Below are 16,148 nucleotides of genomic sequence, written 5' to 3' on the forward strand. Positions count from 1 at the left end.
TCGGTGTTACGTCAAATTCTTGATAATGGCCTCTGCGACGAGCTGTCCTGATTTTGTCACCATCGGAGTGCCGCCGCCTGGATGACTTGTGCCCCCAACAAACCAAAGTCCTTCAATATCCTTTGATTGATTATTGATGCGAAAAAATGCCTGCTTGAATGAGTTTGACGACATGCCATAAATGGCCCCATGATACGCTCCCGTTTTTTGCTGTAAATCAAGCGGGGTTTGTACCGCTTCAAATTCTACAAGCTGGTCAAGATCAAAGAGACCCTTTTCCTTTAGTTTTGTTTTCATAAGCTGGCCATATGTCTCCTTTAGCATGTCCCAATTTTGCTCTTTTGTCACATATGGCGCATTGGCTAATACAAACAAGTTACTTCTTCCTGGTCCTCCGCTTAAAGCTGGCTCTGAATGACCTGAATAACAGATGTAAAGCGTCGGATCATGAGGAAGCTGTTTTTTCTGAAAAATATCCTTGAATTCTTGTTCATAATTCTCTGGAAAAAACACGTTGTGATGAGACAGTTGTTCATAGACTTTAGGGACGCCCAACAAAAGAACAAAACCTGATAACGATGGCTCAATGTTTGCCAGTTTTTGATTTCCAAAGCTCGGGCGGTCTTCTTCATCAATTAATTGGCGATAAACAGTCAGTGCATCTGCCCCCGCAATGACTTGATCTGCTTCATATAACTGTTGATCCGTTTCAACTCCTTGGATTCGCTTATTCTTTACATGAATCTTTTTGGCTGATTCATTGAGATGAATTTGGACACCCAATTCCTTTGCCAGTGTCTCAAATGCCTCAACTAAACGATACGTACCGCCCTTAATACCATAAATGCCTTTTTCTCCTTCTAAATAAGCCATCATATTAAAAATAGCAGGTGCCTCGTATGGAGAAGAGCCAATGTAAGTCGCATACCGGCCAAACATCGCCAATGTATGAGGATGACGAAAATATTGACGCAGCAAGCGCTGAACAGATGTAAAAGGTTTGACAGTAAGAAGGGCTTTCATTAGCTTGACATCCGCTTTATCCTTCCAGGTCAATAATAAACGATTTAAAAACTGATCCTCTGCCATTTGAAAAAGCTTCTTCGATTCCTGTAAAAATGCCCGGTATCGCTGTGCATCCTCTGGACTAAAAACTGCAATTTGTGATTCCATTTGCTCAATATCTGGCGTAAACTCGACCGTATGTCCATCTGAAAAAACATTTTTAGTAAGGGGGAAAATCGGATAAAACGTCACATAATCCTCCATTCGTCTATGACAGGAGGTAAATACTTCCTCAAAATACGCCTTCATTGTAATGGTACTCGGTCCTAAATCAAAAGAGTAGCCAGACGCTTGATGGCGTTGTAATTTCCCGCCTAAAGAAGCTTCTTTTTCTAAAATGGTGACCTGGAAACCGCGTGACTGTAAGCGAATCGCAGCCGATAACCCGCCAAGTCCGCCGCCAATAATGATCACTTTTTTCATTCGTACCTTCTTCCTTTCCATTCATAGCCTTCTTTTTTCAGCCCAATTTTCATAGAAGCAAAACCAATGGCCATCAGGCTCATGATACTGACAGGCAATAAAAAGGCCATCGTAGACGTTCTTCCATTTTCGATATCAATGACCGCTTTAATGGATACACCAAGCCCGTAGCAAAGAAGGGCTAAACAGAGATTGACCACATCAAAATGAATCAGTGCGATCATAAAGCAAAGAACAGGAACTACATAAAGGACGGAGTATAAACAAAAGACACTGCTTAACAAAGCAATGTTTCGATTCACTCCCGGGAACAAATTTTTCCGATATCCTTCCCATACTTCCTGTCCACTCTCATACATTCTCATGTAGACAAAAGAATGAATACTTGCCAGTGTGAACGGAAAGCCCTTCTCTTTCACTCGTTTAGCCAAAGCCATATCATCCACAAGAGAATCCTTGATCGCTTCATGACCACCTATTTCGTGATAACAGTTCTTTTCAATGGCAATAAAGCCGCCATGTGCTGCGGCAAAAGCAGGATGTTGAGATGTTCTGACCCACTTCACTGGCAGATGACAGCCAATCGTAAACATCATCATAGGAACGACAAGATGCTCAAAAGGCGTTCCCGTTTTTTGCTCTGGGAAACCTGAAAGCATGCCCGTTTTTTGTATGCATAACTGCTTGTACACCGCTTCAATAGCTCCTTGTTTTAAGCGGACATCTGCATCTAAAAATAACAGCCAATCAGAAGATGCTGCCTCAGCAAGCTGGGAACAAGCATATGATTTTCCAAGCCAGCCGCGCTTCAATACTTGACCTGACTGCACACGAATCCATGGATATGTCTCTGCGAAGCCCTCTGCAATCATTCTCGTCTGATCTGTCGAGTGATCATCCAGCACGATCAACTCTTTCGGATGGAGACGCTGATCAACAATCGACTGAAGGCAGGCTTCCAGCCGTTTTTCTTCATTTCTCGCTGGAATGAGGATCGATAATGAAATGCGTTCATCAGGTGCAAGAGATGCCGGCTTGAGTACAGGAAATTGCTTCATATTCCAAATCGTAAACATCAATTGGCAGAGCAGCAAAACACTGATGACAATTAAGAAGATCGCCATGTTTTCACCCACTTTTTAAAGGAATCAAACGCATCACTAGTTGACCGGCTTGTCCTTGTCACCTGCCTAAATGGTTCGTTTGTTGAAAAATCTGGATCAGCAATAACCTGTGCTTGATGTGCGTTTAACTGTGTTTCAAGCAGGTCTCCGAGTAAACTTGTTACTTCCTTACTGCGAAGTGATCCGCCAGCTACTAGGATATCTTCTCCAAACTCAACCGATACTGTCGGTTTTTGAAATTGATTAAATGTATAATGCAGCGTCACAGGTTTGATGACGACCTGCTCAAATTGCCTGACTAAAAAAGAAGCTCCGCCTTCCAGTTCAAGCGGCCTTATGTCTTGGTGCATAATTTTCCCCTGCGGGAAGAGCCACACAGCCCCTCCAGCCTCCATCTTCTCCTTTGCGGTCATTAATGCCTGCTTGACACTTTTCAGCTTCTCTTTATGAACTGGAAATGCACCAAGTTTTTGAAAAAAAGCATATTGCTTTAACTGCTTCTCTTCCATCATCATGGCATGATCCAGCTCAGACATTTGTTCTATTAAAAGAAAAATGATCAGTCCATCCCACCATGAACTGTGATTAGCAAGATAAAGAACAGGATGCTTCTCCTTTGGGTCAACCGTACCTTTCATCATGACACAGCGAAAATGTTTGTTCAGTAAATATCGTTCAAGATAAAAATAAAAGAGTCGTCTAAACGATCGGTTTTTGTCGCTTTCTTTCAAATCGAACCCTTCCTTCACACAAGATGACAATGATCAGTGCTAAATAAAAAATGACATCCAGCCCGCCATTTAATGCTAAAAGACCAAAGAAGAACACCATGGCCTGATAAATACGCCCATTCCAGCGCAATGCCTGCAGATCAATTGATACGAGCGGGAACAGAAATGAAAGTCCTGCTCCAATGATACCCCAGCTGACAAAATTCTCAAAAGGGATACCAAAGAAACCTCCGCCGTCATACCACACCCAAAACTTTCGTTCAGCCGCTACCGGATCTAATATGAGATCAAGCAGTACAATCCATATACCCGTTTCGACGGCTCGTTTCCACTTCGATTGTTGTCTTGATAAAAAAAGACTATTTAAAAACACACCAACCCATGCAAAAGCGATCGTCAAAGGCACTCCTGCCACAAGAAATCCAAGCGTCGGATAATAATCATAGGCTCCAAATGGAAAATCAGTTGTGATCCCCACCCATTCAACTGTAAACGTCAACACACCCACAATGGCTGCTCTTACGATTACAAAGCTCCATGCCCCGTAAATATTTCGGCCAATCTCAATGACGCAGCAGGCGTAAAGCACAAGAAAGATACCATTCGCAAACTGAAGCCATGCCGGCACTTCAAAAAAGACCATTAAAATAAGACCTACTACATACCAACCTACAAATACCCAACTCAATCTATACACGAAACCGCCCCTTTATTTCTTCCAAATACAAGAAAGCATTCATGCTTCTAGTATAGAAAAAAAGACACGTTCTATAAATAAACAATGCGCTTCTTATTTCATCTAGGCACTCACCAAAAATCCCTTTTGACATACTTTAATTAGTGATCTAGAACAAAGGAGGCGAATTACTCTTGAATCGTTCCATTAAAGTCAGACTGGCATTCATATTCGTTGTCCTGCTCTTTATTCCATTTGTCGCCTGTAAAAAAGACCAAGAGCAGACCGTACAAGTAGCCGAGGTGACCCATTCGGTCTTTTATGCACCGCTTTATGTCGCCCTATCCGAAGGATTTTTCAAAGATGAAGGCTTAGAGGTTGAATTAAAGACCACTTGGGGCGGCGATAAAACAATGACAGCTCTCTTATCCGGCGGCGCTGATATCGCTCTGACCGGATCTGAATCTTCTATTTATGTGGAAGCACAAGACACGAAAGACTCTGTCATGAACTTTGCACAGCTGACACAAACAGACGGTACATTTCTTGTTTCAAGGGAAAAAATCAATCAATTTTCTTGGGATCAATTGAAAGGAAAAGACTTTCTCGGACAACGGAAAGGCGGCATGCCGCAAATGGTCGGTGAATATGTCCTGAAAAAAGAAGGCATTGATTTGAAACAGGATCTTCGCATGATTCAAAATATTGATTTTGCCAACATTTCAGGTGCTTTTTCCTCTGGAACTGGCGATTTTGTGCAGTTATTCGAACCGACAGCTTCCTTAATTGAAAAAGAAGGCAAAGGGTACATTACCGCCTCCTTTGGTGAGGCTTCCGGCAAGGTGCCTTATACCACCTTTATGGCAAAGAAGAGTTACTTAGAGGAAAACAAAGAGACAGCTGAAGCCTTTACTCGTGCCATTTACAAAGCGCAAAAATGGGTCAAAGCAAAGAGCCCAGAGGAGATTGCCAAGACAATCCAATCTCAATTTCCTGATACAGACCTTGATGTCTTATCAACAGCTATCAAACGTTACAAACAGCAGAACTCCTATGCAACAGATCCCCTTCTAAATGAAGAGGAATGGAACAAATTACAGGAAATCATGAAGGCAAGTGGTGAACTGCCGGAATTTATCCCGTACAAACAACTTGTCGATTCATCCATTGCAAGGAAGGTCACAGATCACAAATAGAACAGGAGGTAGCACATGTCTTTCCTTCAAATTGACCATGTGACCCACACATACTTCTCTTTAAAAGAAAAAACAACGGCCATACAGCACATCAATATGGAGATCACTCAAGGTGAATTCATCTCATTTATTGGTCCTAGCGGCTGCGGGAAAACAACCTTGCTTTCCATCATCGCAGGCATTACGCCACCGTCTGAAGGTCGAATTTTAATCGAAGGAAAAGAACCAAATCAACAGGAGCATCAAATCGGTTATATGCTCCAGCAAGATTATTTGTTCCCCTGGAAAACGATCAAGGAAAATGTCATTCTCGGGTTAAAAATTGCAAAACAAGATTCACATGAAGCCACCTCAGCTGCCCTTAGCTTACTGCCAAAGCTTGGACTCAATGATGTCGAAGATAAATACCCGAAGGAGCTGTCAGGCGGGATGAGGCAGCGTGCGGCTCTCGCCCGAACGCTTGCAGTTGATCCCGGACTGCTTCTGCTAGATGAGCCATTTTCAGCACTAGATTACCAGACGAAACTGACATTAGAAGACCTCGTCTTTCACACATTAAAAAACTACCAAAAAACGGCTGTTCTTGTCACGCATGACATCGGCGAAGCCATTGCGATGAGTGATCGCATTTTCTTATTCTCAAAGCATCCCGGCTCTATCCAGCGAATGTTTACGGTTCCAGATGATCTGAGGACGCTCTCTCCTTTTGAAGCGAGACAGACAGCAAGTTTCCAAGAGCTCTTTCAAACGATTTGGAAGGAGCTGAAGACAGTTGAAACACAGTGACCTTTTACATGAAGCCTATCGAAAAAAAGTTCGAATGGAAAAACGCATGACGCGAGTCTACCAGTTGATCATTTTCGCCAGTTTCTTTTCGCTTTGGGAGCTTGCGAGCCATTTCAGACTGATTGACCCGCTCATTTTCAGTTCACCATCTGCCGTCTGCCAATTGTTTGTACAAAAATTATCAGATGGTTCATTAATCAATCATATGAGCATTACGCTATTTGAAACAGTGCTCGGCTTTCTACTTGGTACTTTTTGCGGCATTTTATTAGCCGCCGCCTTATGGTGGTCCACCCGTCTTGCAAATGTTCTTGATCCTTATTTGGTTATTTTAAATGCGATGCCGAAAGTTGCTCTCGCCCCCATTTTAATTGTTGCCCTTGGACCAGGCATGATCAGCATTGTCGCGATGGGTGCCATTATCAGTGTGATCATTACCACCATCGTCATTTATACAGCCTTTCAAGAAGTCGATGAGAATTATTTAAAGGTCATGAAAACCTTTGGCGCGAAAAAAAGAACGGTCTTTCGTGAGGTCATTTTGCCAGCAAGTATTCCAACGATGATCTCTGCCATTAAGGTCAATGTTGGTCTTTCTTGGGTTGGGGTCATTGTGGGGGAATTCCTTGTTTCCTCAAAAGGACTCGGCTATATGATCATCTATGGCTTTCAAGTCTTCAACTTTACACTCGTGTTCTTAAGTCTTTTCATTATCGCCGTCTTCGCCACCATCATGTATCAGCTTGTTGAATGGCTGGAACGCCGTTTTCTGCAAAAATAAAAAGCGCAGGGTCATTTCCCTACGCTTTTTTTTAACGAATCAAACCGTTCTGTTCTAAATAAGCAAGACTTTGTCTCAAGACATCATCTTTCATAATAAAACTGAAATTTTTATTTTTTGCGATGGATCTTGGTAAGTCTGCGAAAAGAACGGGTCCTTTCGTTTCAAAATACGTGTCCTGCTTGACGAGCCTTTCAATATCAGCGAAATAAATATTTTTGACAATGACTTTCTCTCTGCCAAGCACCTGATATTGACCAATATACGTTAATTCACGAACAACAGCACCCGTCTCTTCGTGAATCTCTCGTATAGCGGCTTGATCTGCTTCTTCATTTGGCTCTACTTTCCCTCCTGGAAACTCGTAGCCTCGATCCTCATGTTCAGTAAGTAGCCATTTTCCTTGATAGCGGCAAATAGCCCAAACATGCTTAGGATGACTTGAAAAAGGCTGCTCTTCAAAAGAGAGCTTGACCGTATTATGATAATAGTCTTTAAATACATGCATGTGAAATCCCTCATATCCTGTCCTTGCTTCTTGTAAAACATCATACCACAGATCACATTTCTCTGAAGAATTTTTATGAAAAGTGAAACAAACGAGTACTTCTATCTCGTCTGTATGTAAAATAAGTATTCTTGCTAAAACCTTTTTATCATCTCCATCCTCATCCCATTTTAATCATGAAACCTTTTGCCCATGATGACGTAAATCAATAAGTGTTTGTCCTACACAGACGAGGAGGAAACCAGCATGAGCATCACAAATGGATCAAAACAAGAAAATAACAAAGCATGGCCAATGAGGCAACATGAGAAAGAAGACGCTTCTCTTGAGACAGTGAAGAAACACCTCATGAAAGGACAAAAGTTAGATTTAACAAAAGACAGTCCAAATGTAGATCAAATTCATATCGGACTTGGCTGGGACTTATCTGGTCAGCCAATTGATTTAGATACGCAAGTGTTTCTCTTAAATGAAGAGGACAAGCTTCTGTCTCCAAAACACCTGATCTATTATCATCAGCAGCAAAGCTTAGATGGAGCTGTTCGCCATCTAGGTGATCATCAGGTCGGTGGAGGCCATCGGGATAATGAGATCATCATTATGCAACTGAGCAGAGTCTCACCCGATATTCAGAAAATCGTCGTAACAGCCACGATACATGATGCACACGAGCGGGCACATCATTTTGGACAGGTGACCAATGCCTACTTGCGCCTTTCCGATCAAATCACACAACAGGAGATTTGTACCTTTCAGTTAACAGAAGATTATTCATTTTTTACATCCATCATTTGTGCTGAACTAACGAGAGTTGAGAACGAATGGAAAATCACCGCTACCGGACAAGGTACGACCCTTGATTTAAACGACCTATGCCGCATCTACGAATTCACATCTTGACAAAGGAAAGGAGCTGGCACAAATGGGATTTCATTTCAACACGATCGAAGAACTGACCTTACAAGCAGAAGGCAACGGGATCTTTTTTGCTAAAAAAGGCGCTATGATTGCCGATCAAGGTACATTTCAATACCGTAAACGATTACTTGGGACGAATAAAGGAAATATGGTCAGCCAAGTATTTAATCATATTAGCAGAAAATTAACAGGTGAAAACCTTGAGATGATGGAAGTGAGTGGACAAGGCACTTGCTACTTGGCTGATTCTAGCGAGCATGTGACCGTCATCAATCTTGAGCCGAACGGTCCTTGGCAACATGTTAGCGTGGAAAGTGAAGATTTACTTGCCTTTACTGAAGAATGTCACTATGGCGTGACACCAGTAGGCGTTGGGATTTTATCACAAAAAGGGCTATTTACTTCAAAGCTCTCGTATCAAGGTCACGGGGCGCAGGTTGCCATCAAAACAAATGGAAACCCGCTGATTTTAAAAGCACCTTGCCGTGTAGATCCTGACGCCATTGTCGCTTGGACGGGCAAAGCACCGAAAGTCAAATTAGATGTGAACTGGAAAACGTTCATTGGACAAACATCAGGCGAATCCTACTTGTTTGAATTTCATGAACAGGACCAAATTGTGATTATCCAGCCATCTGAACGAACATCTGGAATGCGGGTCGGGATAGATGATAACCGGTACAAACCCCAGAGTCAGAGTACCTCACACGAAATCACCAACTCACAGCAGGAAAATAGAGGCGGAATCAGTGATCTGATCGGCGGCATCTTACAGCCTCGAAAATAAAAGCATGTAGAATGTCTCTACATGCTTTCAGATCGTTGACAAAAGGCTAAAATGAACTTTCTTTTAGCCTTTTGTCTTCTTTTCAGCGTGATAGAAAACCTTTGCAGTCTAGGAAGGACGAGTACTGGCGCAGAGCGAATTTGACATTCATGAGCACCTGACAAAGAATGCGAGGGTTTGTCTACATGCTTTTTCAATTCATCAGTCCATTGGTTTCAATAAAGTTCTTTGTCTCTTCGTTACCGAGATCATGAATCATCGAGTAAATTTCTTTTCTTTTCCTGTCCATTTCGTCGTTTGGACTATCATAATGATATTCAAGAAATGGAACATGCGCCCGAAAGAAACCTTTCCAATCTGTCATATACTGTTCATCAAAATACTCTCTTAACTGCAAGATTTGGTCATCATCTGCTTCTATCTGAAATTGCCAAGCAGCCGCGTCTCTGTGCTGTGAGATTGATCCGTCTTGAACGGATACATAGTATGTGTGTGTCGCCATCTGATTCATCCTTTTTCCTTTAGTATGACCAGATATGAAGAAATTACGGCTTTTTGCGCAATTTATTTTTCATCATGTCTAACACATCAATAAACAACTGTGGAATAGGAATTCCGAGAGCTCTGGCTGTTGAGACAATCTGGTACGATTCATAAATAATATAAAAGATGAGCGCTAAATCCTTAATTGTCCCCCCAGTCTTCAGCATGACATCGAAGAAATGTGCCATGGATACTAAAGAAATCGTCACAACCTTTCGAACAAGCCTGGTTAAAAAACGCTTCATCGTAAGTTGTCCAGTCACAGATTCCCTTAGGCTTGAACAAATTAATTCAATAGCCATTAGTGTTACTAATATCATGAGTAAATATCCTGCTCCACCAAACAGAAAGCCCATTGCCGACAAACTGACTGTAAACAACGAAAAGATGCCTAAATCCTTGCTCACTTGGCATCAACATCCTTTCATAGTGGAACTTCTTACCTCAATAGTATATGCCGCATTTGATGAATAGCTTGGACGACAAAAAATAAAGGCATGGTTAGCTGTTCAAAAAATTCGTGAAGCGCATAAAAAGAGCCGCCTGTGACGGCGGCTTTCTTGGTTAAACTCTGACATCAATAAACGTAGCGTCTGAATCTTTGGGCTGAACAGCTTGAGGCTGCTGCTGCACTTGATCGAGCATCACCATAGCTTGGGCTGTGTTCGTGGCAAGCTGTGAATTCAATAAACTGATATTAAGTGTTTTTTGAATACTCGCCACTTGCTGGCTCATCATTCCTGCAATTGAGGACATCTTCTCCCCTCCCTTCCCTTTTCTCTTCGGCTGAAAGCCCCATCAATTCAATGGGCTGTCTGTCACAAATCCACAAAAAAAGAATGCCGATCTGTTTGATGATCGACATTCCTTTCACATTCGCTTATCCTAAGTATGCTTTTAGCATCCAGTTGTGTTTTTCAATGGATTGATGAATCGCAAGCAGCATATCACCTGTTGTTTCATCGCCAACTTCTGCAGCCAGCTCCATGCCTCGCTTAAGTTCTTCTGCAATATTAGAGAAATCATCATACAGATTTTTCACCATTTGCTCGGCTGATTCATTGCCTTCCGCTTCTTGAATGCTAGAAATTTCTAAGCACTCTTTCATTGTCGCAACAGGTTGTCCATTTAATGCGAGCATACGCTCAGCCAAATCATCGATATAAGTGGCTGTTTCTGTATATAATTCCTCGAATTTTTCATGGAGTGTAAAGAAATCTTTTCCCTTTACATACCAGTGATAGTTATGTAATTTTACGTAAAGCACAGTCCAATCTGCTACTTGTTTATTGACGACGTTTAATAATTTTTCAGACATGTTGATTCCTCCTTATGTAGTTGCGTTTAGTATGGGATTACCCTTTTTTTATTATACTGAAACCTGCCATCATTTTCTTCTATTTTGACCGCATGAAATATATGTTAATATGGAAATAAGGAGGGAGTTAGATGCTGTTACTTGGGATTATCAGCTTTATCATTATCTCAATCGTTGTCTTTTTATCACTGTGGACGACATCAAAGGCTTATGATTACAAGCATAAAGTCGATTCACCACAGGATGCTGAACCAAACCAACGTCCTAACCCAAAATAAAACCGCTTTCAATGATGTGAGGTATCTTCTTCTTCAGTAGATGAACTCTCTTTTTTCACATCACCTACATGGATGTTTGTCTTTGGCATATTATGCTGCTGTTTAGCTGTCACATGGACTTGTATGATATAAAGGCCATCTTGTTTGAAAGCTGTATGCAATTCATATACACCTTTCTCCTTTTTCTTTGGCTGAATCATCTTGCTGTTATCCTTGTCGCCATCTTTCCACACTTCAAATTCAACATCATCTGCATCATCAACAGGCGTATCACCATATGTGACAGCTGCTTTTACGATAACGTTTTCATTTTTCTCCACTTGCTCCGGCCCTGTTAGTTTGACTTCTAATAGCTCAGGCACTTCTCCCTTGTCATTGCTCGCTGCCGAGTTTCCACATGCACTAAGTAATGCGAGCATCAAAATGATTCCTACCATTTTCCGCATTCGTGTATCCCCCTTTTTTTACTGACATGTCCATTTTAACAAATATCCCCTATTTTAACAGCTCTCATTTCATTTCATATAAAAAACCGGACATTCAATATGTCCGGTTCATCATATTACTGATTATCCAAATACTTTTAATAGCTCTTCTTGATCCTGAGACAGCCAGAAACGCATTAAACGTTTTGCTCCTTCAAGATCATGAAGCTTCGCTTGACCGCACTGCTCTTCATTTGCAGCAGGAATTTCTGTTACTTCCACTGCATCTTTGAATGTTGCATCAAGCAGTTCAACGATCTCTCTTGGTGTCGGTGCACCGCTGACAACTAAATAGTAGCCAGTCTGGCAGCCCATTGGAGAAATATCGATGATATCAAAATGATCGTATTTCTCTGAGTGTGTTCTAATATTAAACGCAAGTAAATGCTCTAATGTATGAATCGTATCAGGTTTCATTGCCTGCTTGTTTGGCTGACAAAAACGGATATCAAATTTGTTCACTTCCCCATCTGATCCCACTTTATGAACGCCGCAATGACGAACGTAAGGTGCTTTTACAGCATTATGGTCAAGTTCAAAGCTTTCAACTGAAGGCATTAATCACCACTCCTATAATTGCAATTTCCTATATTATAACATATTGTTCCGACCAGTTTAGTTTATAAAACTTCCCTTCCTTGTCCTTTTTTCTTATACTGTGAAAAGACAGACAAGGAGGAACCTCTATGAAACAAATTTTTATCGGCATCATTCGCTTTTATCAAAAATGCATTTCCCCTCTAACACCGCCGAGCTGCAGGTTTTACCCCACTTGCTCAAACTACGGGCTAGAGGCGATCAAAACGCACGGCGCTTTAAAAGGCGGCTGGCTCACGATTAAGCGAATTTTAAAATGTCACCCGCTGCATCCTGGAGGCATGGATCCGGTCCCGCCTAAAAAGGAAAAATAACTTACTTTTCTTCATAACCGTTGACAACTAAGTCAAGCTTACCTGTTCCAGGATCAATGACAAGACCATGTACAGGCACATTAGATGGAAGAAGCGGATGATTTTTAACGACAGATACACTGTCTTTCACACTTTCTTCAACTGAGCTAAAGCTTTTGAGCCACTGTTTAAAATCGATTCCTGAGTATTCCAGTACTTCAATTCGTTTTTCGGGAATACCGCGCTCAATGGCTTTATTTAAGAGTGTTTCGCTGTCTATTTTACTCATACCACAATCGTGATGCCCAATGACGTACACCTCGTCAGCATTCAATTCATAAACAGCCACTAAAATGCTTCGCATAATACTTCCAAATGGGTGAGAAACAAGAGCGCCAGCACTTTTGACAATTTTAATATCACCATTTTTCATGTTCATGGCGCGCGGAAGCAGTTCAACAAGTCTTGTATCCATACATGATAGAATGACAGCTTTTTTCTGTGGAAACTTCGTTGTTGTAAACTCTTCATATCGCTTCTCTTCAATAAATTGTTGGTTATATTCGATGATTTCGTCTAAAAGTTTCATAAGTTTGTCCATTCCTTTTTCTTTTTTTAAAAATAAATATAGCACAATGTTTTAAATTTCGTCACGTTTTGACGTCTATTTTTTTAGAGGAAACATCTTCTGATGAAAATTTTTTATTTTCCTCTTTTCAAATCGTAATTATTACGATACAATAACTCAGGACATTAAATCGTAATCATTTCTATCTAATAGGTTGAGAGGAGACATTCTTAGATGAAAAAAATCTTTTTTATTTTAACAGCTGCTTTATTAGCAGTCGGTCTTGCCGCTTGCTCAAGCAGTGCGGGGACAAATGCTTCAAAAGGAAAAGCAGACGGGAAATTAACCATTTACACGACGATCTTCCCGATTCAAAATTTCACTGAAAAAATTGGCGGCTCTCACGTGAACGCTCAAAGTGTGTATCCTGCCAATGCAGATGCACACAGCTTTGAACCAAGTTCAAAAACGATGGTTGAAATGGCTGAAGGAGATGCCTTTATTTACAGCGGAACAGGTGCTGAAGCATTTGCTGATAAAACGGCTTCTACGTTAAAAGACCAAGGCGTGAAAACAGTGAAAGCAGCCGAAGGCATCAAGCTATTATCAACACAAGAAGAACATGCTCATGAAGAAGGTGAGGACCATGATCACGATCATGAAGGTGAAGATCATGACCATGATGGACACGACCACGGAGATAAAGATCCCCATGCATGGCTAGACCCTGTTTATGCACAGCAAATGGCAAAAAACATTAAAGACACACTCGTTTCACTAGATCCAGATCATAAAGACGAATACACAAAAAGCTATGAATCACTAAAAAAAGAATTACAATCGTTAGATCAGGAATTCAAAACAACGTTGTCTAAAGCAAAACATAAAGAAATTCTTGTTTCTCACGCAGCATACGGCTACTGGGAAAAGCGCTATGGCATTGAGCAAATCAGTGTACTAGGACTCTCTGCTTCTGAAGAGCCTTCCCAAAAACAGCTTGAAAATATCGTACAACAGGCAGAAAAGCATCACATCAAGTATGTCATTTTTGAAAATAACGTCAGCAGTAAAGTATCAGATACGATTCGCAGTGAAATTGGGGCAAAGAGCCTTACACTGAAAAATCTAGAATCCATTACAGAAGATGATGCTAAAAATGGCGAAAGCTATGTCAGCTTAATGAAACAAAATTTAAACACATTAAAAACAGCTTTAAATGTTGAATGAATTCTTGAACCCCGTGCGATCAGCCGGGGTTTTTTACTGCACAAAAAAACACACCATGATCAGGTGTGTTTCTTTGTTTACATTTGATATTTTTTCTTAAACTGCTCCGCTCTGCCGCCTTTTTCTCCGAATTTCTGGCGTCCTGTATAAAATGGATGCGTATCTGAGCTTGTCTCTACTTTAATGACAGGATAAGTCTTCCCATCTTCCCACTCTACGGTCTCATGTGATGTCTTTGTTGATCTACTTAAGAAGCGGTAACCGCTGTTAACGTCCATAAATACAACTTCATGTGAGGTTGGATGAATATCTCTTTTCAATGTCAAAACTCCCTTCATCATTAAAACGTAACGATTACGTTTTATAATTATATTCTACTCCCTCTTTTACAACTTGTCAAAAAACAAGCTTTCTTAGTCAGGAAGAATAATCTAAAAATGGTGGAGAATAATAAACACCATCAAAAGAGATGCGATAAGAAAGGCGGAGAAAAAATTGACTGATCTCGTTTTAGCTAGAAGTCTGTTCGGCACAACAATGGGCTTCCATATTATTTATGCCTCGCTTGGCGTAGGCATCCCGCTAATGATTTTGTTAGCTGAACTCATCTTTCAAAAAACGAAGGACCCGCATTATGCCATCATGGCCAAACGATGGACAAAAGCGCAGGCTGTTCTGTTAGGGGTCGCCATTCCAACCGGTACCATTGCTGGTACGCAGCTTGCCCTTCTATGGCCTGGTTTTATGGAGGTCATCGGAAAAGTCATGTCACTGCCATTTCAAATAGAAATTTATGCTTTCTTTATTGAAGCATTATTTATGTCTATTTATGTGTACGCAGCAGATCGTCTATCACCAGCCATGCGCATCATTACCGTTATTTTCGTTGTCATTGGTGCAGCAGCTTCAGCGATTCTCATTACAAACGTACATGCTTTTGAAGGAACACCCGCTGGCTTTCAAATGGTCAATGGAGAAATAACGAATATCGAACCTTGGAAGGCATTTTTCAATCCAAGTTTTGTTGTCACTGCTACACATGTAGTACTGTCTGCTTTTACAACAGGCGCTTTTGTCATTGCTTCTGTCGCTGCATTTAAAATGTTGAAAACAAGAAAAAACGAAAAGCTCTATACCTTTCATCGAAAAGCCCTTTTTCTTGGACTGATTGTTGGTGGACTTTTCTCTTTTCTCACAGCCTTAAACGGTCACGAATCAGCTCAGCTTCTATATGAATATCAGCCTGAAAAATTAGCGGGTGCTGAAGGTTTATTTGAAACGCAATCACATGCGCCTCTGGCCATTGGCGGTTTTACTGATGCCAATACGCAAGAAATCAAAGGAGCTATTGAAATCCCTTGGGCGCTTAGTTTTCTTGCAGGAAATAGCTTTGATACTGTGGTTAAAGGGTTAAATGATTTTCCTAGAGACGAGTGGCCGCCTTTATTTATTCACACATTATTTAACGGAATGGTCATTATCGGCTCATTGCTCATTTTCTTTGCTGTGTTAGCACTGTTTTACCGCAAAATTTTAAAACGCGAACATTATCCAAAATGGCTGCTTGTCCTTTATTTATTTGGCGGGCCTCTTAGTCTTTTGGCGATTGAATTTGGCTGGATCTTTGCCTGTACAGGCCGTCAGCCATGGGTGATTTATCGAATGCTCAAAACCTCTGAAGTCGTCACATCATCAGGATCTATCGGTACACTTTTCATCCTTTTTGCCATTGTCTATCTCATTTTAGGCATCGCAACTGTGATTGTACTGACGTACTACTTTAGAAAACATTCAATTGAAGAAGACTTACGTTTAACAGAATCTTAAAAAGGGAGCGATCTTGA

22 protein-coding genes are annotated in these 16,148 nt (G+C 41.1%); 9 read left to right on the top strand and 13 right to left on the bottom strand.

Annotated elements, in window-relative coordinates:
• Positions 1-6: 6 nt before the first annotated feature.
• The 4 genes from FXF70_RS09435 to FXF70_RS09450 are packed head-to-tail and all read right to left on the bottom strand — an operon-like array spanning position 7 to position 4,040.
• Positions 7-1,488 carry a phytoene desaturase family protein gene (locus tag FXF70_RS09435; RefSeq protein ID WP_148780145.1) on the bottom strand — a complete coding sequence of 494 codons (1,482 nt, stop codon included), beginning with the start codon at positions 1,486-1,488 and terminating at the stop codon, positions 7-9.
• Positions 1,485-2,612: a glycosyltransferase family 2 protein gene (locus FXF70_RS09440; RefSeq protein ID WP_148780146.1), complete on the bottom strand. Its 1,128-nt coding sequence runs from the start codon at positions 2,610-2,612 to the stop codon at positions 1,485-1,487. Before FXF70_RS09440 ends, FXF70_RS09435 begins: the two co-directional genes overlap by 4 nt.
• Complete coding sequence (locus tag FXF70_RS09445) at positions 2,597-3,343, bottom strand: lysophospholipid acyltransferase family protein (RefSeq protein ID WP_148780147.1); 747 nt, start codon at positions 3,341-3,343, stop codon at positions 2,597-2,599. The genes FXF70_RS09440 and FXF70_RS09445 overlap by 16 nt, the downstream gene beginning before the upstream one ends.
• Complete coding sequence (locus tag FXF70_RS09450) at positions 3,312-4,040, bottom strand: carotenoid biosynthesis protein (RefSeq protein ID WP_148780148.1); 729 nt, start codon at positions 4,038-4,040, stop codon at positions 3,312-3,314. Before FXF70_RS09450 ends, FXF70_RS09445 begins: the two co-directional genes overlap by 32 nt.
• A gap of 173 nt (positions 4,041-4,213) precedes the next feature.
• Here FXF70_RS09450 and FXF70_RS09455 point away from each other — a divergent pair, with 173 nt between their 5' ends.
• From FXF70_RS09455 to FXF70_RS09465, 3 genes are read left to right on the top strand one after another with little or no spacing between them, the layout of a single operon-like run.
• Positions 4,214-5,215, top strand: coding sequence for an ABC transporter substrate-binding protein (locus tag FXF70_RS09455; protein WP_007501920.1), 1,002 nt, complete (start codon positions 4,214-4,216; stop codon positions 5,213-5,215).
• Between the two features lie 15 nt (positions 5,216-5,230).
• Complete coding sequence (locus FXF70_RS09460; RefSeq protein WP_048001453.1) at positions 5,231-6,001, top strand: ABC transporter ATP-binding protein; 771 nt, start codon at positions 5,231-5,233, stop codon at positions 5,999-6,001.
• Positions 6,002-6,035: 34 nt separating this feature from the next.
• Positions 6,036-6,782, top strand: coding sequence for an ABC transporter permease (locus FXF70_RS09465; protein WP_370529235.1), 747 nt, complete (start codon positions 6,036-6,038; stop codon positions 6,780-6,782).
• Positions 6,783-6,813: 31 nt separating this feature from the next.
• On the opposite strand, the gene ytkD is transcribed toward FXF70_RS09465, so the two are convergent.
• Positions 6,814-7,290 carry an RNA deprotection pyrophosphohydrolase gene (ytkD, locus tag FXF70_RS09470; RefSeq protein WP_125590923.1) on the bottom strand — a complete coding sequence of 159 codons (477 nt, stop codon included), beginning with the start codon at positions 7,288-7,290 and terminating at the stop codon, positions 6,814-6,816.
• 246 nt (positions 7,291-7,536) lie between these two features.
• Here ytkD and FXF70_RS09475 point away from each other — a divergent pair, with 246 nt between their 5' ends.
• Entirely contained in the window at positions 7,537-8,190 is a 654-nt protein-coding gene (locus FXF70_RS09475; RefSeq protein WP_148780149.1) for a TerD family protein, read from the top strand.
• Positions 8,191-8,212: 22 nt separating this feature from the next.
• Positions 8,213-8,995: an AIM24 family protein gene (locus FXF70_RS09480; protein WP_008342947.1), complete on the top strand. Its 783-nt coding sequence runs from the start codon at positions 8,213-8,215 to the stop codon at positions 8,993-8,995.
• Positions 8,996-9,188: 193 nt separating this feature from the next.
• Here FXF70_RS09480 and FXF70_RS09485 read toward each other — a convergent pair whose 3' ends face one another.
• The 4 genes from FXF70_RS09485 to FXF70_RS09500 form a co-directional block, all read right to left on the bottom strand.
• A complete protein-coding gene (locus tag FXF70_RS09485) occupies positions 9,189-9,497 on the bottom strand; it encodes a hypothetical protein (RefSeq protein ID WP_017358369.1) in 309 nt (102 codons plus the stop codon).
• Positions 9,498-9,540: 43 nt separating this feature from the next.
• A complete protein-coding gene (locus FXF70_RS09490) occupies positions 9,541-9,945 on the bottom strand; it encodes a phage holin family protein (protein WP_148780150.1) in 405 nt (134 codons plus the stop codon).
• Positions 9,946-10,102: 157 nt separating this feature from the next.
• Complete coding sequence (locus tag FXF70_RS09495) at positions 10,103-10,294, bottom strand: hypothetical protein (protein WP_008342942.1); 192 nt, start codon at positions 10,292-10,294, stop codon at positions 10,103-10,105.
• Between the two features lie 124 nt (positions 10,295-10,418).
• On the bottom strand, positions 10,419-10,856 hold the full coding sequence (locus FXF70_RS09500) for a Dps family protein (RefSeq protein ID WP_007501934.1): 438 nt from the start codon (positions 10,854-10,856) through the stop codon (positions 10,419-10,421).
• A 131-nt stretch (positions 10,857-10,987) separates the two neighbouring features.
• Between FXF70_RS09500 and ytzI the strand changes: the two genes are divergently transcribed.
• Complete coding sequence (gene ytzI / locus FXF70_RS09505; protein WP_017358370.1) at positions 10,988-11,134, top strand: YtzI protein; 147 nt, start codon at positions 10,988-10,990, stop codon at positions 11,132-11,134.
• Between the two features lie 8 nt (positions 11,135-11,142).
• On the opposite strand, the gene FXF70_RS09510 is transcribed toward ytzI, so the two are convergent.
• On the bottom strand, positions 11,143-11,580 hold the full coding sequence (locus FXF70_RS09510) for a FixH family protein (RefSeq protein ID WP_008342936.1): 438 nt from the start codon (positions 11,578-11,580) through the stop codon (positions 11,143-11,145).
• A 123-nt stretch (positions 11,581-11,703) separates the two neighbouring features.
• Complete coding sequence (locus tag FXF70_RS09515; RefSeq protein ID WP_008342935.1) at positions 11,704-12,177, bottom strand: S-ribosylhomocysteine lyase; 474 nt, start codon at positions 12,175-12,177, stop codon at positions 11,704-11,706.
• Between the two features lie 128 nt (positions 12,178-12,305).
• Here FXF70_RS09515 and yidD point away from each other — a divergent pair, with 128 nt between their 5' ends.
• Complete coding sequence (gene yidD / locus FXF70_RS09520; RefSeq protein ID WP_008342933.1) at positions 12,306-12,530, top strand: membrane protein insertion efficiency factor YidD; 225 nt, start codon at positions 12,306-12,308, stop codon at positions 12,528-12,530.
• 1 nt (position 12,531) lies between these two features.
• Here yidD and FXF70_RS09525 read toward each other — a convergent pair whose 3' ends face one another.
• On the bottom strand, positions 12,532-13,098 hold the full coding sequence (locus tag FXF70_RS09525) for a beta-class carbonic anhydrase (RefSeq protein WP_017367908.1): 567 nt from the start codon (positions 13,096-13,098) through the stop codon (positions 12,532-12,534).
• A gap of 213 nt (positions 13,099-13,311) precedes the next feature.
• On the opposite strand from FXF70_RS09525, the gene FXF70_RS09530 reads away from it, so the two are divergent.
• Complete coding sequence (locus FXF70_RS09530) at positions 13,312-14,304, top strand: metal ABC transporter solute-binding protein, Zn/Mn family (RefSeq protein WP_148780151.1); 993 nt, start codon at positions 13,312-13,314, stop codon at positions 14,302-14,304.
• 77 nt (positions 14,305-14,381) lie between these two features.
• Here the strand turns inward: FXF70_RS09530 and FXF70_RS09535 are convergent, their stop codons facing one another.
• Complete coding sequence (locus tag FXF70_RS09535; protein ID WP_017358374.1) at positions 14,382-14,624, bottom strand: type B 50S ribosomal protein L31; 243 nt, start codon at positions 14,622-14,624, stop codon at positions 14,382-14,384.
• A gap of 175 nt (positions 14,625-14,799) precedes the next feature.
• Here FXF70_RS09535 and FXF70_RS09545 point away from each other — a divergent pair, with 175 nt between their 5' ends.
• Positions 14,800-16,131, top strand: coding sequence for a cytochrome ubiquinol oxidase subunit I (locus tag FXF70_RS09545; protein ID WP_035391038.1), 1,332 nt, complete (start codon positions 14,800-14,802; stop codon positions 16,129-16,131).
• The last annotated feature ends 17 nt before the right edge of the window (positions 16,132-16,148 follow it).

It is taken from the genome of Bacillus sp. Y3, assembly GCF_008123875.1.
GTDB lineage: Bacteria > Bacillota > Bacilli > Bacillales > Bacillaceae > Bacillus > Bacillus altitudinis.